Origin of the sequence: Paenibacillus favisporus, assembly GCF_040545415.1 — a bacterium.
Classification (GTDB): Bacteria; Bacillota; Bacilli; order Paenibacillales; family Paenibacillaceae; genus Paenibacillus_AQ; species Paenibacillus_AQ favisporus.
In genome coordinates, this window is sequence record NZ_JBEPLV010000005.1 from 57,207 (window position 1) to 79,462 (window position 22,256).

Here is a 22,256-nt window from a genome sequence, read left to right on the forward strand (position 1 = left end):
GGGAAGAAAACAGCTTGGAAATATCCTCTTTCCGGTAACACTGTTACCTTTTTAAGGTTTTCTTTTGTTTCGTTTGCGTTTACAATGTAAATGTCGTTTGGCTGTGACTTTATACCCAAATGGCAGCGGGCAAGCTTGTGCGTCAAGCCTTCGCCCCTCGTGTAAATATAGAAGGGAGGGATGGAAGTACAGGCGCGACCTGGCTATAATTCATTTTTTATTCTAAATTTAAAGAAGGAATCCCTTAATGAAAAAGAGAACAAAAACATATATAACGTTAACTGTGATTTTGCTGCTTTTGGCCGGAGGGGCTTATTTCTTCCGCAAGCAGCTCGCAGTCATGGCCTTTGACCTGTTCCTGTCCAAGCAAGTGGAAAGCTCGCTGCAGAAATCGTATCAGCCGTTGACATCCCAGGACAACGTGCCGAGCAAGCCAGTGGAGAAGATTGCGTACCAAAGCAAGCCGTTCTCGGTGCTGCTGCTCGGATCCGACCAGCGTGACAACGAACCGTCGCGTTCGGATACGATCATTTATTCGGTCGTACGTCCAAAGGATTCCAAGGTGCTGCTCATTTCGATTCCGCGGGACACGTATACAGAGATTGTCGGCAAAGGCAAAAAAGATAAAATTACCCATGCGTATGCCTTTGGAGGTCAGCAGATGTCCAAGGATACCGTCGAGGCGTTCCTGGACCACGATATCAATTATTATGCCACCATCAATTTCAAAGGTCTGAAGGACGCGGTTGACGCGCTGGGCGGCGTGGAGCTGCCGATCGGCAAAGATATTGTTAACAAAGGCAAGGATCATGAGAAATTTACGGTCAAAGCCAACAAGCCTATTTACAGCGGTGAAGAAGCGCTCAACTATGTGCGCTACCGGGAGGACAGCGATTTTAACCGGACGAAGCGCCAGCAGGTCTTTTTGGATGCGGTGGCCAATCGGATGCTGAACCTGAATCAAATTTCCAAAATTCCGGAGCTGCTCGAAATTATGGGTGACAATTTCAAAACCGATATGCAGCCCAATTTCATTATCAATTTAGCGAAACAAGTGCTGGCCGGCGATAAGGCTGAGATGACTGCCTATACCATCATGGGTGAGGGCATGAAGATTGACGGCGTTTATTATGATGAGCCGATCAAGAAGGATGTGCAGAACGCCAAGAAGCTGATCGACAGCTGGGAGAATCCGGACACCCCTTCGGATCAGCTGTTGACGCCGGACATGTTGGATAAGAAGGAAGAAACGACTGCTGTAAAGTAAGTTAGGAAGTCGGATCCCCGGTGTTTGTGCTTCCTTATGTCAAAAAAAGCGTGCCTATTGGCTCGCATATAGAGAAAACCAAACCGCAACAAGCAGCAGTGTGCATTTGCGGGATCAGAAATGCGGGGCATGATCGGCAGCCACAGGTTCGGCTGCTGATTTTGTGTCCCTACTGAGACATTGGGCGGTTTGAAACGTATGGAGTTAGGGGAACCTTGAAAAAGGGTAAGAGGAGGATCAATTTTCATGAATATAGCGTTTTTTCTGCTCCCTAAACAGGAAGTGGTCAGTGTTACCATGGACTCCACGCTGCGGCAAACGCTGGAACGGATGGAGTATCACAGGTATACGGCCGTACCGATCGTCGGGAAGAACGGGGAATATGCAGGAACGGTCACGGAAGGCGATCTGCTCTGGTATATGAAGAATTCCGGCGGAAAGGTGACGTTCGAGAACACGTCCAAATTTCTGCTGAAGGAAGTTCCGCTCAAAGTGCATAATAAGCCGGTGTCCATCGACGCCAATATGGAAGATCTGATTAATTTGGCGAAAGTGCAGAACTTCGTGCCGGTGGTGGATGATATGAACCGGTTTATCGGCATCGTGCGCAGAAGCCAGATTATCGAATACTGCGAGAAGTTCGTCTCCAGAGAATCCAAAGCTTCAGAGGAGACCAAGGCATCCATAGAGACCCGCTAATCCGCTGGTTTGAGGAAGCTGGGTAAAGATTTTGAATAAGCAATGGCAAAAGACCTGCTTGGATTGGGATGTACGGGATGGCAGGTCTTTTTTGCCTTATCATTTATTCATTTACCCGTTGGTAGGCAGGAACATAGGCAGAGGTTAATAAAGCCACTTTGCTGGATGTTTGCCGCCGTTTTAGGCCAAGGGGGGCTTTTCGTGAGAGGCTATTATTTATGCTATAATGGAGAATAAAGCTTTTTCATCAAATAAAGGCGTATTTGCTGATATTGGGCGCCGAAGAGAAACCGAATAGGCATCGGAGGATAAAGCCCCACATCGTGGGGTTATTTAAGGGAGTGTGACCTAGAGGCATGCCAAAGGATTTGGATGTAGCCAAACGCGCTAAAGTTATTGAATGGCTGAAAACCGAAGTCGTAGACCACGTATCCCGTCTTTTCAAAGCCTTGTGGGAAGGCAGCACCACCCGAGTGGGCGACAGTCTCGCCAGCTTGATTATGAGCTCTTACATACTGGCCCGCAGGCTCGGCATGTCTTACCGGGACATGGATGATCTGCTGCTCGACAAATTGAAGAAGCATAAACAGGAAGGTCACCAGCTTGAAGATTGGTACCAGGATATTTCCGCGCTGGAAGAACATATGCGTAAGAGGTGAACACATTGAAAATGCGCTGGACGTCGGTAGTCTGGAGTGTCGTCTATTTGCTCCTGCTGCTATCTTTACTATCTCCCTTCTCGATTGTGACCGTCTTTTTTCTCATCCTGCCGGCCGCAATCCTATTCACAACACTTAACGTCAAATCGTTCATACTGCATGTGCTCCCGGTTTGGCTGATTGCCTACCTTGTACATCCGGTGTATTTGCTGCTCGCCGTTTATTTTATGATTCCTGCCCTGATTATGGGGCGGGCCTACAAGAGAAGGGTGCCGGCTATACGCACATTGATGCTGGGTGCAGGTACCATTCTGGCGGAACTGCTGCTCCTGCTATTGGTCGGAACGGCGTTCTTCCACTTTGATCTGTCCAGCTACGTCCATGACATTGTCAAAATGACGATGTCTCCGCTGCGTGATGTGGGCGGAAGCAACCCGCTGATTTCGGATATGGCCTGGTCCCCCGAGGAGATGCAGATGGTAAGCGACGCCACGGTGCAAATGATTCCTTTTGCCATGATAGTCAGTTCCTTTATGATGGCGGTGATCACGCACGCGCTTGCTCGTCCGATCATGGACAGCATGGGCTTCTCTGTTCCAAAGCTGAAGCCGGCCCGCGAGTGGATGCTGCCGAGATCCCTGATCTGGTATTATCTGATTGGTGTCATTATTGAAATTTTCGCAAGCGGATCAAAGAACAGCTTTCTCGACATGATTGCAGCGAACTTGCTGCCGCTTCTGCATATTTGCTTTATGATTCAAGCGTTTGGCTTCTTCTTCTTTTTGGGGCACAAGCGGAAATGGCATCCCGTCATCCCGCTGCTGTTCGCGATTCCCATTCTGCTGTTCCCGCCGATGCGGATTATCGGCATTCTGGATCTTGCATTTCCGCTTCGTCAATTTATGACCAAATCAAAACGTTAGGGTGGGTGTCATGCCTAAATTTCTACAGAAACGCTGGCACGGCTATTATACCGTCTGGGCGTTTGCGCTGATGCTGGTTCTGGTCATTATTGTGACCCGGTATAACTGGGCGCTGGGAATCGTCAGCCTCTGCCTTGTCGTCGCGCTCTGCTATGCGGTGCTGAAGAAGGAAATGGATTTCCGCAAAAAACTGCTTGAATACATCAACGGCCTCTCCTTCCGGGTGAAACGGGTCGAAGGGGAAGCCATCAACACGCTGCCCTTCGGAATCGTGCTGTACAGCGAGGACCGCGTGGTTGAATGGAATAACCGTTTCGTGTGCACCATGTTCGGTCAAAAATCGCTTGTGGGCGCTAGCCTATCCGAGCTGTTTCCTGATCTGATGCCGCTGCTTGCCGAGAAAAGGGACGGCGGCCGGGAAGCGCATAAGGACGGGCCCAAGGAGATCGAGACGGAAATCCAGGTGGGCGAGCTGCACTACCATTTGATCCTGAATACCGATGAGCGGCTGATCTATCTGTACGATGTAACGGAGATGGTCGTGCTCCGGGAGAAATACGAGGCCGAGAAGCTGGCGATCGGCATTATTATGATGGATAACCTGGACGAAGCGGCCCAGGGCATGGACGACCAGCAGCGCACGTCGCTCATTGCTAAGGTGACTAGCGAAATCACGGAATGGGCGAAGCATTACGAAGTGTATCTGCGGCGTTTGTCGTCCGACCGGTATTTGATGATGCTGAACTACAGATCGCTTCAGGAGCTGGAGAAAAGCCGCTTTGTCATTCTTGACGAGGTCCGCGAAATGACCGCGGAGCTGAAGGTGCCGATGACGCTGAGCATCGGGCTGGGCTTTGGCCCCGACAGCATCAGCGAGCTGGGCGAGCTGGCGCAGTCGTCGCTCGACATGGCGCTCGGGCGCGGCGGCGACCAGGCGGCCGTCAAGGCCGGTCAGCGGCTGTCTTTCTACGGCGGCAAGTCCAACGCCGTCGAGAAGCGCACGCGGGTCCGGGCGCGCGTCATCGCGCATGCGCTGCGCGACCTGATGCAGGAGAGCGACAAGGTGTTCATCATGGGGCACAAGATGCCGGATATGGACGTCATCGGTGCCTCCATCGGCGTGCTGAAGGCAGCGCAGATGTACAATGTGGAAGCGTACATCGTGCTCCCGGGCACGAACCCGTCCATTGAGCGGATGATGACCCAGATCCAGAAGGACGAGAAGCTCGTCGAGCGCTTCATCTCGCCGGAACAGGCGCTGCAGCTGATCAGCCCGCACAGCCTGCTGGTCGTGGTGGACACGCACAAGGCGTCCATGACGATCGAACCGAAGCTGGTTCATCACGCCAGCCGGGTCGTCGTGGTCGACCATCACCGCCGCGGCGAAGAATTCATTAACGACGCCGTGCTCGTATACATGGAGCCGTACGCTTCATCCGCTTGTGAGCTGGTGACGGAGCTGCTTCAGTATATCCATGAGAAAATCCAGCTCACGCCGCTGGAAGCGACCATGCTGCTGGCCGGGATTACGGTGGATACGAAGCATTTTGCGCTGCATACCGGTTCCCGGACATTTGAGGCGGCAGGCTTCCTCCGCCGGAGCGGAGCGGATACGATCCAGATCCAGCGGATGCTGAAGGAAGACCTGCAGGAATATCTGGCAAAGTCAGATATCATTAAGCGTGCTAAAATGGTATATGATCATATCGCTCTGGCCGTCACGGATCCGGGAACGGTCATCCCGCAGCTGCTCATTGCGCAGGTGGCGGATACGCTGCTGAACATGACGGATGTGGTGGCCTCCTTCGTGATCAGTGAACGTCCGGACGGGTTGATCGGGATCAGCGCCCGTTCCTTCGGGAAGATGAACGTGCAGGTCGTGATGGAGCGCCTCGGCGGCGGAGGCCATCTGACCAATGCTGCCGTGCAGCTGAAGGGCACCGTCAAGGAAGCGGAGGCCCAGCTGCTCGAAGTTCTTGCACAAATTGAGGAGAAAGAGGGGTTGTTCGAATGAAAGTCATTTTTATCAAGGATGTTAAGGGTCAAGGCAAAAAAGGGGACATTAAAGATATATCGGAAGGCTACGCAACGAATTTTCTTATTCCGCGCGGTCTCGCCCGTGTGGCAACCGAGGGTAACATGAAGACGCTGGAGAACCAGAACGCGGCCGAACAGAAGCGCAAGCAGCAGGAGAAAGAGGAAGCACAGGTTCTCGGCAAACAATTGGAAGAGATGACCGTACAGCTTAAAGCGAAAGCCGGGGAAGGCGGACGGCTGTTCGGGGCCATCACGAGCAAGCAAATCGCGGATGCACTTTCGCAGCAAGGCATCAAGATCGACAAACGCAAGATCGAGTTGGATGAGCCGATCCGGACATTGGGCGTGACGCAGATGACCGTGAAGCTTCATCCGGATGTCAAAGCTACGCTGAAGGTCCAGGTCACGGAGGAATAAGATGGGCGGAGAGCTCTTTTTCGACCGGATTCCCCCGCAAAATCTGGAGGCGGAGCAGGCGGTTCTAGGTGCGATTCTGCTGCAGAGCGAGGCTATGATCACCGCGATGGAGCGGGTTACGCCCGAGGATTTCTACGATGTGCCGCATCAGCTGATTTATGAGGCGATGATCCAGCTTGGAGAAGAGAACCAGCCGATTGATCTCATTACCTTAACCTCGCGTCTGCAGGACAAGGGACAGCTGGAAGAAATCGGGGGCGTCAGCTACCTGGCGAAGCTGGCACATGCGGTGCCGACAGCGGCCAATGTGGAGTATTACGCTCAGATCATCGAAGAGAAATCCATGCTGCGGCGGCTCATCCGCACAGCGACGCAGATCGTCAGCGAAGGCTACACCGGCGGCGAAGACGTATCCGGCATGCTGAGCGACGCCGAGCGGCGCATCCTGGAGATTTCCAACCGGCGCAGCGGCAGCGGCTTTGTCGCCATCCGCGACGTGCTGATGGAAGTGTTCGAGCGCGTTGAGGTGCTGCACCAGCAGAGCGGAAGCACCACCGGCATACCGACAGGCTTTGTCGATTTGGACCGGATGACGAATGGCTTCCAGCGTTCCGACTTGATTATCGTGGCCGCCCGTCCTTCCGTCGGCAAGACGGCATTTGCCTTGAACATTGCCCAGAACGTGGCGGTGCGTGCGAAAGAAACGGTCGCGATCTTCAGTCTGGAGATGTCAGCGCCCCAGCTCGTCAACCGGATGATCTGTGCCGAAGCCAACCTGGATGCCAACCTGATGCGTACCGGCGATTTCAAGACCGATGAGGATTGGGCCAAGCTGACCATGGGGATTGCTTCCCTGGCGGAGGCCGAAATTTACATCGATGATACGCCAGGCATTACCGTTGCGGATATCCGCTCCAAGTGCCGCCGTCTGAAGAAGGAGAAGGGGCTCGGGATGATCGTAATCGACTACCTGCAGCTGATTCAGGGACGCGGCAAAGCCGGCGAGAACCGCCAGCAGGAAGTATCCGAAATTTCCCGTACACTGAAACAGATCGCGCGTGAGCTCAGCGTGCCGGTCATCGCTCTGTCCCAGCTCAGCCGGGGCGTAGAGCAGCGGCAGGACAAGCGTCCGATGATGAGTGACCTTCGTGAGTCGGGTTCCATCGAGCAGGATGCCGACATCGTTGCGTTCCTGTACCGCGACGACTACTATAACCAGGAGACGGAGAAGAAAAACATCATCGAGATCATTATCGCCAAGCAGCGTAACGGTCCGGTGGGCACCGTCGAACTGGTCTTCATGAAGAATTTCAATAAGTTCGTCAATTACGAGCGGACGCACACCGACGCATTCGCGATGTAGCGAAGCCGGCGATGATGTTGGCGATAACAGATAGATAGATCCAACCGATCTTATAAATGGTTATCCATATTTCTAAGAATGCTTGTCTTATTTCCGAACAATTGTACTTTAGTTAGTGCAATTGTTCGTTTTTTATTTGACTTTAAAAATGGGGACTGTTACACTGGTAATGCTGCTTTAGCACAGTCCAGCGCTCGTCTCATGGTAGGGGACACTGGAACGTGTGAGGGTTTTACATGCCCTTTGACGATGGCAGCTTTGAAATGGTGCATAATCATACTTGCAGGTAAACATAATGAAATAAGCTTGTAATTAAAATGCGGTGGTACACACCAAGCGGGGGAATGAACATGTCAACAGTAGTCGTTGTGGGAACACAATGGGGAGACGAGGGCAAAGGCAAGATTACGGATTATCTTGCAGAAAGCGCCGATGTGGTGGCCCGGTATCAAGGCGGCAACAATGCCGGTCATACCATTCTGATTGACGGTAAAAAATATAAGCTCAGCCTGATTCCATCCGGCGTATTTTATTCCGATAAAATTTGCGTCATCGGCAACGGGATGGTCATCAACCCGGCGGCACTGCTCGAAGAGATCCAATACATTCACGACAACGGATTTACGACGGACAATCTGAGAATCAGCGATCGCGCGCATGTCATTATGCCGTATCACATGGTGCTGGACGGTCTGGAGGAAGACCGCAAAGGGCCGAACAAGATCGGCACGACCCGGAAAGGGATAGGCCCATGCTACATGGACAAGGCGGCACGTAACGGCATCCGGATCTCCGATCTGATGGATCCCGAGGAGTTTGAACTCAAGCTCCGCCATCTGATGAAAGAGAAGAACCAGGTCATCGAAATGTACGGCGGGGAGCCGCTGGACGTCGAGGAAGTGCTGAAGCAGTACCTGGACTATGCAGAGCAAATTCGGAAGTACGTTACCGATACCTCGGTCGTCCTGAACGATGCGATCGACGAAGACCGCAAGGTGCTGTTTGAGGGTGCGCAAGGGGTCATGCTGGACATCGACCAAGGCACGTACCCATATGTAACTTCATCCAACCCGTCCGCGGGCGGCGTATGTATCGGATCGGGCGTAGGGCCGTCCAAAATCCAGCAGGTTATTGGCGTGGCCAAATCCTACACGACCCGTGTAGGCGACGGACCGTTCCCGACCGAGCTGAACAACGAGATCGGCGATTATATCCGGGAGAAGGGCCATGAGTACGGCACCGTAACGGGACGTGCACGCCGGGTCGGCTGGTTTGACAGCGTCGTGGTCCGCCATGCGCGCCGTGTCAGCGGCCTGACAGGTCTGTCGCTGAACTCCCTGGACGTGCTTACAGGTCTCGATACGGTTAAAATCTGCACCGGATACAAATACCGCGGGGAAATCATCACTCACTACCCGTCGAGCCTGAAAATGCTGGGCGAATGCGAAGCGGTTTACGAAGAAATGCCGGGCTGGCACGAAGATATCTCCGGCGCGAAGACGCTGGACGATCTGCCGGAAACGACACGCAACTATGTTAACCGCGTATCCGAGCTGACAGGCATTCCGATTGCCATCTTCTCGGTAGGACGCAATCGGAACCAGACCAATCAGGTATTGCCGATCTATTAATCAGTAATCAGCGTACAATAGCCTTGAAGCAGGCGAATAGATATCCGTTTTGATCGAAGAGGTCACCTCGACGCCAAGTGCGTCAGGGTGGCCTTTTTTGATGATGTAATAAATGTATAAACCACGCGGAGTCAGCTTCCTTGTTGTGGAGTCTGCGTAAAAGTATCTGGAATAAGCATCGAAGCGTAAGCCCCACTTTGTTGGGGCTATTTTGCGTACCGCAGGATTGAATCCTCCGCTTCTCGTCAATACTGCTAGATATATAGATTGAATTGAAATTTTACTGGAAGTTTTCAGTCCATTCTATTGAGCAGCGCCGTTTCATAGAGTTCGGCCGCTGTGACTTTGATAGAATCGGTCGGAACGGTGCAAGAATGGGGGCGGCCTGGCCCGTAGCGATTACGCTCTAATAACAGACAATCATACGTATTGGCATGGATAGGTCGTCACAGGTCGTCACAAAGAATAAAGGCTGGAATGCCGAGAAACAGCCTGGATATGAGACGGGAAGGGCAAAGGAGGAGGTGCGCCATGAAGATAGCGCAATGGCTGCTTAAAACGGTGCTGACTGTGGTGCTGATCAGCGGCCTGACGGTACTTACGACGGGAGCTGTCGTGAATATGTATGTCCAATCGCTGCTGGCCAGCTTTAACATTCAACTGGAGGGCCAGCCGACGGGCATTGGTGGCATAATGAAGGGAATGCTGGGTTTGAACACCACCAAGGAGAAGGAGCCCGATAAAGAGGCGTCCAGCACGGCTCATGCGACGGACGACAGCAAGACGTCGGGGGGAAGCACGAATACGGCCGACAACGGAACAGGCAGCACGGAGGGAGCGGGAGAAACCGCCGGAGACGGGTCCCAGACTGGAACCAACGCCGGTGAGGCGGGATCGGGGAGCGGCAGCACGGCCGGTACGGAGACGGGAGGAACTGCGGACGCCGAGGGCACGGATGCATCGGACGACGCACTGCCCGTTATGGGGCAGGGTCTGAGCGAATCGGCCATGGGCGGCCAGTCCGCAGCCGATCAGCAGGTCGTCATCAGTCCGGACGAAATGATCCAGAAGAAAGATGAGCTGACTGCAACGGAGAAGGAGCAGATTTTTAACATTTTGATGAAAAAGCTGCCGCAATCGGAAATGCAAAAAATTTCGGCCGCCATGGAGGACGGCCTGACCGAGCAAGAATTATCGACAATAGAAGACACGATCTCCAAGTATTTGACGAAGGAAGAATATGCCGCGCTTAGTAAACTGCTGGAGCAATAGGCGGCTGGAAACACTGGGCGATCAAACCCAACGGAGGAAGTTGTAACCTTTTAATGAATTAAAGCAGCGCAATCCACTTATAGGTAAATAACACAAACCCGCGCCGGACGCGGGTTTTTTGCTGTGCGCCGAGAGTTGAATTGTTTGTAAACGTTGTGTTAAAGTATAGATTGTGTTAAAAGGTATCAAAATTTTAACTTTTTCGTCATTTTTGAAAAAGCATACAAAGCAAACAAGGAGAGAGTTATGAAGGGTTTTAAAGGTAACCGCTGGAAGGAGAATAATCAAGCTTCGACAAATTCCGCGCAACTCTCCGGAAAGCAGGATGAACATCAGCATATGGGCGCTGCGACGCCTGGAACCGAACCCCAAGGGCGGAAATGGAGCGCTCCGCGGAAATGGATCGCGGGTACGGCCGGTGCGGTCATCGTGATCGCTGGACTTGTGTATGCAGGCAATCAGTACGTCAATGCCAATATGGTCCCGTATTATCATGTCCTTGTACATAATCAGGAAATCGGGACGGTCAAGGATCCCTCTCAAATCGATAAGCTGTTCAGCCAGAAGCAGCAGGAATATCAAGATAAATATCCGGGTGTGGAGATGGTGCTCCAGACGGACGGCATCACGACGAAGGTCGAGAAGGCGTTTCAGGCCAAGCCTGATACGGATAACACGCTCAAGAAGCTGGACGGTATGCTTAAGGCATATGCCGAAGGTGTGGAGCTGAAAGTAAACGGCAAGGTCGTCGGGATCGTGAAGGACCAGGCCACGGTGGATGCCGCGCTGGAACAGGCGCAGATGAAGTTCGCGCCGAAGGCTGCAGTTACTGCGGCCAGCGGGAAGGACAAGGCCGAAACGAAGCTGAAGAAGATGGCGGCTACCACCTCCTCGGCGAAAGCCGCGAATACACCGGGAGCTTCGGTCCAAAAGGTGTCGATTAAGGAGAAAGTGACGGTAGCGCCGGTCAAAGCCGACCCGAACAAAGTGCTGACCGCCGCGGAGGCAGCCAAGCTGCTGACGACGGGGCAGGAAGCGCCGCTCGTGTACACGGTGGAGGAAGGCGATACGATCAGCACGATCGCGAGCCAGTTCAAGATCAGCCAGAAGGAGATTTACAGCAACAATCCGGGTGTGAAGGAGAAGTACCTGCAGATCGGTGATCAGCTGAAGCTGACCGTACCGAAGCCGCCGATTACGGTGAAGACGGTCGAGAAGGTGACCGAACAGGTATCGACTGCGCCGGAAATCGAAATCCGCAAGAGCAAGGAACTGCCGGCCGGCAAGACCAAGGTCGTTCGGCCCGGACAGGAAGGCCTGAAGGTGATGACCTATCAGGTAACGAAGGAGAACGGAAAGGTCGTCAGCGAGCAGTGGCTCGGACAAACGGTCGTGAAGTCTTCGCTCAAAGAGGTCGTCCTGCAGGGAACGAAAGTTCCGGGCAGAGGCTCCGGACAGTTCGCCTGGCCGGTGAGCGGCCATATCATATCCAGCTCCTACGGCACCCGCTGGGGCAAGATGCATAAGGGCATCGACATGGTATCCGGCAACCGGACGATCATGGCGGCTGACGACGGCACGGTCACCTTTACGGGCCAAATCAGCGGCTACGGCAACGCCATCATCATCAGTCACGGCAACGGCTATGAAACGCTGTACGGACATTTGAACAGCATCTCGGTTCATAGCGGTCAAAAAGTAAGCCAAGGCGAAAAAATCGGCATCATGGGCAGCACCGGGCATTCGACCGGCACCCACCTGCATTTTGAGATCCACAAGAACGGTTCGATTCAGAACCCGATGAAATATTTGAACTGAGTTTGGCTGCGGTAAGGATTAGCATAAGATCATAACCGGATACAGCTATCATATATTTATATTCAAAGCATGGGCTCCTGAGGGAGGCCGTGCTTTTTTTAGTGGGATGGCGGAGGTTTGCAAGAAATTTTCATGAAAAGGAAAGGATTACTGTCAAAACTGCGGCTCTGCGGGATGTGACGGGCTTCCAGGTATGGTAAAATGAAAAGGACAGTATCAACAAGTACGGAGAGAAAAAGAGGTGGGGTCAGCCGATGCAGGGAACCATTTTGGTCGTGGATGATGAACAGCCGATTGCCGATATTTTGAAATTCAATTTGGAAAAAGAGGGATACGAGGTCATCTGTACCTTTGACGGCGTGAGCGCCGTGGAAATGGCCTTGTCTGCGCAGCCGGACCTGATGCTGCTGGATCTAATGCTGCCCGGCAAGGACGGCATGGACGTGTGCCGCGAGGTGCGCGCCGCCGGGATGGAGCTGCCAATCATTATGCTGACGGCCAAGGACGAGGAGATCGACAAGGTGCTGGGGCTGGAGCTTGGGGCGGATGACTATGTCACCAAGCCGTTCAGCACGCGCGAGCTGCTGGCCCGGGTCAAGGCGCAGATGCGGCGCCAGAACAAACCGAGCGGTACGGAGGCGGCCGCCGCGCCTGCCGCGGCAGCGCCGAAGCAGGGCGTGCAGCTGTTCGGCCTGTTTATCGATACGGATATGTATCTGGTGTACAAGGACGGCGAAGCGCTGGATCTGACGCACCGGGAGTACGAGCTGCTGTATTACTTGGCCAAAAATGCGGGCAAAGTCATGACACGGGAGCATCTGCTGCAGGCGGTATGGGGATTTGAATACTTCGGCGATGTCCGCACCGTCGATGTGACGATCCGGCGTCTGCGCGAGAAAATTGAGGAGAATCCGAGCAAGCCGGAATACATCCTTACCCGGAGGGGGCTTGGCTACGTCATGCGAAGTCCCAAAAACGGAGGCCTGTAAATGAAATGGCCCTCCTTTTTCCGCACGATCCAGGCGAAGCTGATCATCATCTATGTGCTGCTTATCCTGATCGCGATGCAGCTGATCGGGGTGTATTTTGTCAGCGCGATGAAAAATTCCCTGACCAGCAACTTTACGAAGGACCTGCAGGAGCGGGCGGAGCTGCTGTCGGTGCTTGCGGCGGATAAGCTGGGCGGCACCGGAGATACGGGAGAGAATAATCCGGTGGAGAGCCTGGGGGCGATCGTCAACAATCTGTTCAACCTGAACGGGGCGGAAATCCAGGTACTTGACGCGAGCGGCAAGGTGCTGATCACGTCGTACCCTTCGCATGCCGACTATGTCGGGAAGAAGAACACGCAAACGGTCGTGAGCCGGGCGCTGCAGGGCATCAAGGACAATGAGGAATACGTCATCGATGAAGACAATGTGCGCAAGAAGGTCGTGGCGAAGCCGGTCATGAACAACGGGAAAATCGTCGGCGCCATCTACATCGTCGCTTCGATGAAGGAGCTGTACGATACGATGGGCCGGGTGAACAACATTTTTATTTCCGGGATCCTGCTGGCGCTGGGGATGACCTGCGTGCTTGGCGTCATTCTGGCTCATACGATCACTCACCCGATCAAGGAAATGACCAACCACGCCACTGCGGTGGCCGAGGGCAGCTTCGACCAGAAAATGCCCGTATTCGGCAACGATGAAATCGGCCAGCTCAGCGAGGCGTTCAACTATATGACTTCGCGGCTGCGTGAAGCGCTGATCCAGAACGAAGAGGAGAAAGAGAAGCTCGCTTCGATCCTGACCAACATGAGCGATGGCGTGATCGCCACGGACGAGGCCGGCAAGGTCATCCTGATGAACCGCCGCGCCGGGGCGATCCTTGGCGTAGACGAGGATGAGCTGGCGGGAAGCGATATTGCGCAAGTACTGGGACTAACGCCGGAGCAGGCGGACACGTTCACGGAAGGAACGTACGTGACAATGCTGCTGCAGATCAGTCCGGAAGAGGAGAAGGAGAAGTCGCGCAATTACATGGTGCGCGTGACCTTTACTCCGATTCACCGCCGCGAATTCGGCATTACGGGCACGATCGCCGTGCTGCAGGATGTGACGGAGCAGGAGAAGCTCGAGGCGTCACGCCGTGAGTTCGTGGCGAACGTGTCGCATGAGCTGCGCACACCGCTCACGACGATCAAGAGCTACACCGAAGCGTTGGATGACGGGGCGCTGGACGATCCGCCGCTGGCCGCACGGTTTGTCGGGGTCATCCAGAACGAAACGGAGCGGATGATCCGGCTCGTGACGGACCTGCTCCATCTGTCCAGGCTGGACAACAAGGAGGCGCTGCTGCGCAAGCAGCCGACCGATGTGCTGGAAATGCTGGAGGACGTGTCGGACCGCTTTTCTTTTCAGATGCAGCAGAAGGGCATTCAGGCGGAAGTCCGCGTGGAGGAAGGGGTTCAGAAGGCGCCGTTCGACCGGGACCAGATCGATCAGGTACTGGACAACCTCGTATCCAATGCGCTCAAATATACGCCTTCCGGCGGCAGCATCACGATGGAAGCGGCGCTGACCGAAGGCCGTCTGCTCGCCATTTCGGTGCAGGATACCGGCATCGGCATTCCGAAGAAGGACCTGGACCGGATCTTCGAGCGCTTCTACCGGGTGGACAAGGCCCGTTCCCGCAACATGGGCGGCACCGGACTCGGATTGTCCATCGCCCGCGAGATCGTGCTCGCCCACGGCGGCACCATTTCCCTTCAGTCGGAGCTTGGGCAGGGCACGAAGGTGACGTTTACGCTGCCTCTGGGTGACGAAGGGGGGAGCGCCTCATGAAGGAGAAGATGAAATCGATCCTGCTGGCGCTGCTCGTGGCCGGCAGCCTGGTGCAGAGCTATTACCTGATTTACCGGCTGCCGGGCGGGGATTCGATCGCCAAAACGGAGAACAATTATATCAAGACGGACAACATGGGGCCGGAGGAGAGCGCCGAGAACCTCATTTATCCGGATAAAATGCAGATTCATATGGGAGAAGGCAAGCATACGGTCTTTTACCCGAACTCCACGTTCTACAACTTGATCTATTCGCGTCTAAAGGGACGCAGCTTCGAGAGCTTCCAGCGCCGTCCGGTGGAGAACACGGACTGGAACAAGATCCGCAATGAGGATCCCGGGATCGAGCTGACCTTCGGATCGGGGATCCCGGTATCGCTGCTCCAGCGCGTCATGCAGATCGCGCCGGATTCGCTGTTTGAAGCCGAGCGGATCGATCGGATCTGGATTTACACGTCGCCGAACGATTCCAAGACGCATGCGATGTTCTTCAGTACGGAAGGCGATGTCGTCTATGAAGCCGGCAAAGTCGATCTGACCGTGCAGGACGTGCAGCAGCATGTCGATTTCGGCAAGGAATGGACGGCTTACTCTTCGGAGGCAGGCGGCAAGTATTATGTGCCGCAGTCATCTATCCAGATGGTGGAGGCTGAGGTCAATATCGGCGTCTATACGGTGGAACAGATGCAGCAGAGCCTCTTCTTCGATCCCGGCATTACCCGTTACATCCAGGAAAAGGACGGATCGGAGATTTATACGGACAGCAAGCGGAGCCTGCAGGTGCGGCAGGAGCAGAAGTGGATCAGTTACACCGATCCGGCCGCGCCGCCGGCGGGCGAGAGCAGCGACGGGAAGGATGCGCTGGCCGCCCTTGACTTCGTCAACGAGCATGGCGGCTGGAACGGAACCTACCGGCTCGGTCAGTCGGGTACTGGAGAGGAACGCAGCCAAATCGTGTTCCAGCAGTATTACGGCGCCTATCCGATCCTGGACACGCTCAATTTCCATTACGGCACGATCCGGTTGAACTTGCAGCAGGGCACCGTGTCAGCCTATGAGCGCTCCCTGATCTATATGAAATCCGGAGAGCAGCACAAGACGATGGTGAAGCTGCCGGGCGGTGCCGAGCTCAAGGAGAAGCTGAGCCGGATCAACAAGGACTCGGCGATCGAGGATCTATATCCGGCGTATTTGCCGGAGCTGACCAAGACCGGGACAGGGCTGAAGCTGACGCCGGTTTGGGCGGTGAAGCAGGAGAGCGGCGCCGTGACGGTGATCCGCTAAGCGACGCCAGGCATGGCATGATGCGGGTTGACCGATGGAAAAGAGTGGCGTAAGGTGGGAGTAGCAGGGAATTCTGCCTACGGATGCAGCATCTAGCATGAAAGGTCGATTAGAAGGAGCAAAGCTCCATTTTCATAAACGATCGGATGGATCGCGTGTCGAGGCTTGGAAATGTTGGGTTAGACAAAGCTACAGGAACCATGCGGGATCAATTTGCGGGTAAAAGGAGGGCAAGGGATGGATTGGGGACGGGCCAAAAATGTGCTGATCTACGCTTTTTTGCTGCTGAACCTCGTGCTGGGCTACCAGCTGTGGGCCGACGTACGCGAACAGGCGGACACCAATCTGGACTTTGCCTCCCTGGCGGACAGCACGCAGAAGGCGATGGAGGAAAAATCGATTCAGCTGCTGTGCCCGATTCCGAGCATGACGCCCGCGCTGCCCAAAATCTCCTACCACTACGTGAGCGGGGAAAGCATCGGCAAGCCGGTCACGCTGAAGAAGCCGGTCGAGAGCAAGCTGATCTTTATGGGTACCGACCTTGTGGACGCCCTGGGCGACCAGATTCCCGAGTTCGGCAATTACCGGTATGACCCTCAGGCGAGTCAGGAGATGACGGAAGCGGAGCTGGAACGGGTGAAAGTTGCCGGCGCCGCGGGCCGATTCGTCATGCATACGCTGGTGGACGGCAAATGGCCGCTGTTCAACGATCAGCTCGAGCTGTACTACAGCGAGCAGAAAATCGTGTCGTACCGCCAGTCACTGGTGGAAATCGCCCCGATGGAGGACGAGCAGGAGCAGAAGATTTTGCCGGCATCCGGGGCACTAAAACGGTTAGTGGACGCTTTTATCCCGGAGGGATCGTCCATAAAGGATATTCAGCTGGGCTATTACGGCCAGGTATTTAACTCGGAGAGCCAGGTGGCCGCGCCATCATGGCGGTTCACGCTGGAGAGCGGAGAAATTTATTACGTACAGGGGATCAGCGGTGATGTGACCGTGAACAGCCCTAGGGATGAAGAGGGAAAGGAGCAGGGATGATGGGCATATCTTTTACCGTTCTGTCGAGCGGATCGACGGGGAACGCAACCGTGGTAAGAAACGAAGAGACGACGCTGATGATCGATGCCGGGCTTAGCGCCAAGCGGATCGACGAGCTGATGGAGCAGCGGGAGCTGTCGGGAGAGGAACTTGACGGGATTCTTGTCACCCATGAGCATTCCGACCATATTAAAGGGCTCGGTGCCGTGGCCCGCAAATACGATCTGCCGATCTATGCCAACGAGAAGACATGGGAGGCGATCAACAAGTCCGTCGGCAAAATCGCCGAGGAAAACCGTGTCGTGATGGACAGCGGCGAAGTGCGTGATTTCGGATCGCTGCGGGTGGAGTCTTTTCAAATCTCGCATGACGCGGCAGAGCCGGTGGGCTACTGCTTCTACGACGGGGACGAGAAGCTGAGCGTGGCCACGGACCTGGGCTATATGAGCGATAAGGTGAAGCAGGCCATCAGCGGCTCGAACGTGCTCGTGCTGGAGGCGAATCACGATATTGAGATGCTGCGGATGGGCCGTTATCCGTGGAACACCAAGCGCCGCATTCTGGGCGACCTTGGGCACTTGTCCAACGATGCCGCAGGCGAGGCGATGAGCGAGCTGCTGACGGGAGACCTGAAGCGCACCTATCTGGCGCATTTAAGCCGGGATCATAATCAGATGGATTTGGCGAAAATGACCGTGCGTACCGGGATGGAAGACCGGGGATGCTTCTATAAAGACAGCGAATTTAAACTGTGCGACACGTACTACGACCGTCCTACACCGTGGGATAAGGTGAGTGAGCCATAAACTCGTCGAGCTCCGCCGCTTTTCTCTCTACCTCATCACGGGTGAGAATGCCCTTGTCAATGAGCAGTTCAATGATCGTGCTTAAGGCAAGGGTATTGCGGTAGTGCTCGTCCTTTAAATCCCCCAGCTTGGCCATCATATTCACATAGTCCATCGAAGACGGAAATCGTTCCATGAGTCCGTTCCTCCTTGTTTTTCAACATCGTTTCAATTCCATAACCCACCAATGACGCAAGCGATAAAAGATTAGGGCAACCGCCCCACTTATGTTACAATAACTATACCGCATGAATGTCCGCGAGGGCTTGCATACAGCGGGTTTGACTGGTGTCCAGCCTGCAGCATAGACAGGTCATGCTTCGCCTTTTTCATAGTTTCATCAGGCTTTACTTTTATTCTAGTCTGTATATGCCGGAAACATTCCTGTTTCTATGAAAATAAATCTCATATGCTGTATAGAATAGGCTAAAGAATGAATGTTATAGGCCGCCTATCGGGCTGTTATAGCAGGAAGTTCAATGCAAAGCTTTAGTTCAATCTATATAGAAAGAGAATCCGAAGTCAACGTGGGCGAATTCCATACATACGAATGTGAGTGACTGAGACTTCAACGCTTCAAATTTGCTGCTTAGATTCGGCCCAATGTGGTGATGTAAAAAATAAAGGGTCTGCCTCGTGCAACCTTGGTGAGCTGGAAGCAGTTATTAATAGTATAGGCAGTCTGAACGATTAGAAGCTTATTAGAACATGCCGCCACGTCATTAGTTATACAGATCGGCCATTGGCGACGGATATTTTTCATTTCTCGTCAAAGGCATCTGTATGGATGAATCTCACAAGATTTTCGGGATGCGTTACAACAAAGGGGAGAGGATCACATGGGGCTGTTTCGTGACGATTTTTATTCGACCAAGATTTCCAAACGGCGAAGCCTTCGCAAAGTATATCCCGCACAGCGGGTGTGGGGCAGTAGCAGGCGCAGCCAGGGGACGTCCACGCTGTTCGTGGCGACGGTCAGCTCCGTCATCAGTGCGGTAGTGGCGGTGCTCCTGTTCAGCCTCATCACCGGCCTTCCTTCCCATACAAGGGAGACGGCGGCGGTCAGTGCCGTTACTTCAACCCCGCTGGACGGCAGCGGAGATCCGTTTGACCGGCTCGTTCAGGCAGCGGCCAAAGTCCGCCCGACCGTCGTCAGCATCGTGAACTATAAAGATGCGAAGGACGCGGACAAGGGGACGGCCGATCTGGAGGATTCGGCGCTCGGATCAGGGGTCATTTTCAAGAAGGAGAACGGCAAAGCTTATGTCATCACCAATAACCACGTCATTGAAGGCTCACAGGATCTGGAAGTGATGACGGTCGGCGGGGACATGAAAAAGGCAACGCTCATCGGTACCGATAAAGTGACGGATATCGCCGTCTTGTCGGTGGACGACAAGAATATTGCCGATGTGGCCGAAATGGGCGATTCTAAGAAGCTGCGCCTAGGGGAGACGGTGTTCGCCATCGGCAATCCGCTCGGGCTCGGGGATACGCTGACGTCCGGCATCATCAGCTACACCAACCGGGTCGTGCCGGTGTCGCTGAACCAGGATGGCGTGTACGACTGGGAGCAGGAAGTGATCCAGACCGACGCGGCCATCAATGAAGGCAACAGCGGCGGCGCGCTGGTGGATCTGAACGGCAAAGTGATCGGCATCAACACGATGAAGATTTCCGATGCCGGTGTGGAAGGCTTGGGTTTTGCCATCCCGGTCGATCAGGTGATGAAGACGGTGGATGAGCTGATGAAATACGGCAAAATCTCACGTCCTTACCTGGGCGTATACACCGTGGACCTGAACAATCCGTACGCTCCGCTGGATGAGGATCAGCGCAAGGAGCTGAAGCTTCCGGCTGACGTGAAAGACGGCGTGGTGGTGCTGGATGCCATCGGACCTGCCAAGGACGCCGGACTGAAGCTGAACGACGTCATTACGGAGTTTAACGGGGACCCGATCAAGACTACGCTGGAGCTGAAGAAGTACCTGTATGACAAAGTGAAGATCGGCGACATGCTCAAGGTCACCTTCTACCGTGCAGGCCAGCAGGAGACCGTGGACGTCAAGCTCGCCGACAAGCCGGATTCCTAAAATAGGACGTGTGATCCGGCCCAAAACCGGATATAATGAGAGTCATAGGTTTTCGGAATTGACCAGCCAGAAATACGTACATTGTGTGCAATTGTAAGGGGATGCCATTTTATGTTTGTCGTTTGTAAAGACCATGTGGAGCTCGCGATCGATATGTTCGTCGACGAGTACGAGGACGCGCCGGATATCGTGGACCTGAAGGAGACGGAGTTCTCCGATTGGGACCCGCCCGTGCAGTGCGCGCACTGCGAACAGCCGGCCAAGTTCCTGGTCGTGTAGCCGCAGGGTTTCGCAGGAAATGCTATGAAGAGATGAATAGCGATGGGAGAGCGTGGAGACACGCTCTTTTTTACTTTTTGGAAGAGTGGATCGGGTTCGTGAAATGCAATTTGATAGTTCGATGAAGGGCTGTTCTTTAAGGGAGCTTTTTAAGGCGAAGATCATCGGTGATATCGACGGTTTGGCGAGCAGGTTTGGAGATATAAGCCCTTATGGTGTGCTTCATATATTCAAGGCACGTAAAAAGATAGGTGGAGGGGTATTCATGCTGATTCAAATTATCGGCGTCGGCAAGCTGAAGGAGAAGTATCTGGTGCAGGGCATCCAGGAATACGCCAAGCGGCTGACGCCTTACATCAAATTTCAGATGGTGGAGGTCGCGGACGAGAAGGCCCCTGACACCTTGAGCGATGCCGAGGTGTCGATTGTGAAGGAGCGCGAGGGCGAACGCATCCTCGCGCACATTAAAGAGAGCGCGCATGTGATCGCGCTCGCCATTGGCGGCCAGCTCTGGAGCTCGGAGGAGCTGGCCGCTGAAATCGACCGGCTCGGCACCTACGGGACGAGCCATGTCGTGTTCGTGATCGGAGGGAGCCACGGGCTCTCCGATCCGGTGCTGCGCCGCGCTCAGCAGCGCTTGAGCTTCGGGCGCATGACCCTGCCGCACCAGCTGATGCGGCTGGTGCTGGTGGAGCAGATTTATCGTGCGGTGAAGATCAATCGGGGGGAACCGTATCACAAGTAGGGCGAAAACTGCTGTTTCCTGCCTGGAGATCTTTAAAAACGTCTGTTTGAGGCATTATGCGTTACGAATGACTATTGTCAAAAAAATCAATTGTGTCAAAGCCTGCTGAATTTGGCGACTGATCCAGTCGCTTCAGATTCTTCAACAAGTGAGAAGTGATTGCATTCAGGATCGGTATGAGCCGTGGATTGCGCTAGCCGGTATCCTTTCATTTTATAGTGGTAGTGAAATGTTGCGCTCGATCATAAAAGGGATTAATTTACGAAATGCTATTGTGCTCGCAGCCTGTCCATCCCGTTGATATGCATTATAATCGTTCTCGAAGGTTTCCTGCATTTCCTCCGATAAGTGGCGGATGTATAGATGCGCGCATTCACGTATTTGTTCAGGTGAGCCGAAATCAACCACCAGGTCTAGAACGTCAAGAATATAGAATTCCCTTGGATTCGCCTGCGGCAAAAACCATCCAGTCTGGATGACCTCCTCAAGGATCTCGTCAAGATTAGTCTCATACTTGTCCATCAATGGAACGACCTTATTTTGAATCAACATGATGATTTCTGCCAGTTCCCGCTCTCGGGTGGCTTCCTTGGCTAAATTCCATACCTTGCCTTTGTGCCGGAAGGTGCTTAAGCTGATCTCCCAGTATACTTTTCCGCTGTGCGTATTTAGGATTCGGCAATTGGTATTAAACTCCAAATAAATGCCGGCTATATTAGAAGAGTGACTTAAAAAACGTATCTCAGCTGTAAAGGGACCGAGCGGTTTAATCATCTTTCTTCTGGATTTATTGTATTTGAAACCGCATGGCGCGCAGGCCGCGGCAATCCTGGAGCAACATTCCCGAAAAATATCCTTGCCAGTTGGATAATCTGTCATATCGCTTCATCTCCATTTTTCTTATTTGTTTAATCTAAAAAGGTATAGCTAAACAGCAATTTTCATTTGTCTCCAAGCCTTTAGTTCCTGTATATATCCTATTATAATCTTACAGGTATAACAAAAAGCGCTTGAAGCCTTTCGTTATGATATAGTAAGGAGTAGAGGGCACCCGAT

General features: G+C 53.7%; 20 protein-coding genes. 18 read left to right on the plus strand and 2 right to left on the minus strand.

Going from position 1 to position 22,256, the window contains the following annotated elements:
- Positions 1–247 precede the first annotated feature (247 nt).
- The 15 genes from ABID47_RS21645 (at position 248) to ABID47_RS21715 (ending at position 18,044) form a co-directional block, all read left to right on the plus strand.
- Positions 248–1,267: an LCP family protein gene (locus ABID47_RS21645; RefSeq protein ID WP_354499788.1), complete on the plus strand. Its 1,020-nt coding sequence runs from the start codon at positions 248–250 to the stop codon at positions 1,265–1,267.
- Between the two features lie 246 nt (positions 1,268–1,513).
- Positions 1,514–1,966 (plus strand): CBS domain-containing protein, encoded by a 453-nt coding sequence (locus ABID47_RS21650; RefSeq protein WP_116233205.1) that lies wholly within the window; start codon positions 1,514–1,516, stop codon positions 1,964–1,966.
- A 356-nt stretch (positions 1,967–2,322) separates the two neighbouring features.
- Complete coding sequence (locus tag ABID47_RS21655) at positions 2,323–2,625, plus strand: MazG-like family protein (protein ID WP_076172449.1); 303 nt, start codon at positions 2,323–2,325, stop codon at positions 2,623–2,625.
- 5 nt (positions 2,626–2,630) lie between these two features.
- The gene (locus tag ABID47_RS21660; RefSeq protein WP_116233206.1) at positions 2,631–3,548 is read left to right on the plus strand and encodes a DUF2232 domain-containing protein; all 918 of its coding nucleotides are present in this window, start codon (positions 2,631–2,633) and stop codon (positions 3,546–3,548) included.
- A gap of 10 nt (positions 3,549–3,558) precedes the next feature.
- A complete protein-coding gene (locus ABID47_RS21665; RefSeq protein WP_354499791.1) occupies positions 3,559–5,562 on the plus strand; it encodes a DHH family phosphoesterase in 2,004 nt (667 codons plus the stop codon).
- A complete protein-coding gene (gene rplI, locus ABID47_RS21670) occupies positions 5,559–6,002 on the plus strand; it encodes a 50S ribosomal protein L9 (protein WP_116233208.1) in 444 nt (147 codons plus the stop codon). The genes ABID47_RS21665 and rplI overlap by 4 nt, the downstream gene beginning before the upstream one ends.
- Position 6,003: 1 nt before the next feature.
- Entirely contained in the window at positions 6,004–7,365 is a 1,362-nt protein-coding gene (gene dnaB, locus ABID47_RS21675) for a replicative DNA helicase (RefSeq protein WP_076172441.1), read from the plus strand.
- 350 nt (positions 7,366–7,715) lie between these two features.
- The gene (locus tag ABID47_RS21680; protein WP_076172439.1) at positions 7,716–8,996 is read left to right on the plus strand and encodes an adenylosuccinate synthase; all 1,281 of its coding nucleotides are present in this window, start codon (positions 7,716–7,718) and stop codon (positions 8,994–8,996) included.
- 531 nt (positions 8,997–9,527) lie between these two features.
- Positions 9,528–10,268, plus strand: coding sequence for a hypothetical protein (locus ABID47_RS21685; protein WP_354499794.1), 741 nt, complete (start codon positions 9,528–9,530; stop codon positions 10,266–10,268).
- Positions 10,269–10,514: 246 nt separating this feature from the next.
- Positions 10,515–12,086, plus strand: coding sequence for a M23 family metallopeptidase (locus ABID47_RS21690; protein ID WP_354499796.1), 1,572 nt, complete (start codon positions 10,515–10,517; stop codon positions 12,084–12,086).
- Positions 12,087–12,340: 254 nt separating this feature from the next.
- Positions 12,341–13,075 (plus strand): response regulator YycF, encoded by a 735-nt coding sequence (gene yycF, locus ABID47_RS21695; RefSeq protein ID WP_116233212.1) that lies wholly within the window; start codon positions 12,341–12,343, stop codon positions 13,073–13,075.
- 75 nt (positions 13,076–13,150) lie between these two features.
- On the plus strand, positions 13,151–14,914 hold the full coding sequence (gene walK, locus ABID47_RS21700) for a cell wall metabolism sensor histidine kinase WalK (protein WP_435530661.1): 1,764 nt from the start codon (positions 13,151–13,153) through the stop codon (positions 14,912–14,914).
- The gene (locus tag ABID47_RS21705) at positions 14,911–16,197 is read left to right on the plus strand and encodes a YycH family regulatory protein (protein WP_354499801.1); all 1,287 of its coding nucleotides are present in this window, start codon (positions 14,911–14,913) and stop codon (positions 16,195–16,197) included. Before walK ends, ABID47_RS21705 begins: the two co-directional genes overlap by 4 nt.
- A 237-nt stretch (positions 16,198–16,434) precedes the next feature.
- Positions 16,435–17,238 (plus strand): two-component system regulatory protein YycI, encoded by an 804-nt coding sequence (gene yycI, locus ABID47_RS21710; RefSeq protein WP_116233215.1) that lies wholly within the window; start codon positions 16,435–16,437, stop codon positions 17,236–17,238.
- Complete coding sequence (locus ABID47_RS21715) at positions 17,238–18,044, plus strand: MBL fold metallo-hydrolase (protein ID WP_145948223.1); 807 nt, start codon at positions 17,238–17,240, stop codon at positions 18,042–18,044. The genes yycI and ABID47_RS21715 overlap by 1 nt, the downstream gene beginning before the upstream one ends.
- Here the strand turns inward: ABID47_RS21715 and ABID47_RS21720 are convergent.
- On the minus strand, positions 18,013–18,219 hold the full coding sequence (locus ABID47_RS21720; RefSeq protein WP_076172423.1) for a hypothetical protein: 207 nt from the start codon (positions 18,217–18,219) through the stop codon (positions 18,013–18,015). The two genes, ABID47_RS21715 and ABID47_RS21720, sit on opposite strands and share 32 nt — an antisense overlap.
- 703 nt (positions 18,220–18,922) lie before the next feature.
- Between ABID47_RS21720 and ABID47_RS21725 the strand changes: the two genes are divergently transcribed.
- The 3 genes from ABID47_RS21725 to rlmH all read left to right on the plus strand — a co-directional run bounded on the left by ABID47_RS21725 (position 18,923) and on the right by rlmH (position 21,200).
- On the plus strand, positions 18,923–20,176 hold the full coding sequence (locus tag ABID47_RS21725; RefSeq protein WP_354499803.1) for a S1C family serine protease: 1,254 nt from the start codon (positions 18,923–18,925) through the stop codon (positions 20,174–20,176).
- Between the two features lie 111 nt (positions 20,177–20,287).
- Positions 20,288–20,455: a CxxH/CxxC protein gene (locus ABID47_RS21730; protein WP_076172419.1), complete on the plus strand. Its 168-nt coding sequence runs from the start codon at positions 20,288–20,290 to the stop codon at positions 20,453–20,455.
- Between the two features lie 265 nt (positions 20,456–20,720).
- The gene (gene rlmH / locus ABID47_RS21735) at positions 20,721–21,200 is read left to right on the plus strand and encodes a 23S rRNA (pseudouridine(1915)-N(3))-methyltransferase RlmH (protein ID WP_145948221.1); all 480 of its coding nucleotides are present in this window, start codon (positions 20,721–20,723) and stop codon (positions 21,198–21,200) included.
- A 213-nt stretch (positions 21,201–21,413) separates the two neighbouring features.
- Here rlmH and ABID47_RS21740 read toward each other — a convergent pair whose 3' ends face one another.
- Entirely contained in the window at positions 21,414–22,079 is a 666-nt protein-coding gene (locus ABID47_RS21740) for a hypothetical protein (protein WP_354499806.1), read from the minus strand.
- Positions 22,080–22,256: the final 177 nt, after the last annotated feature.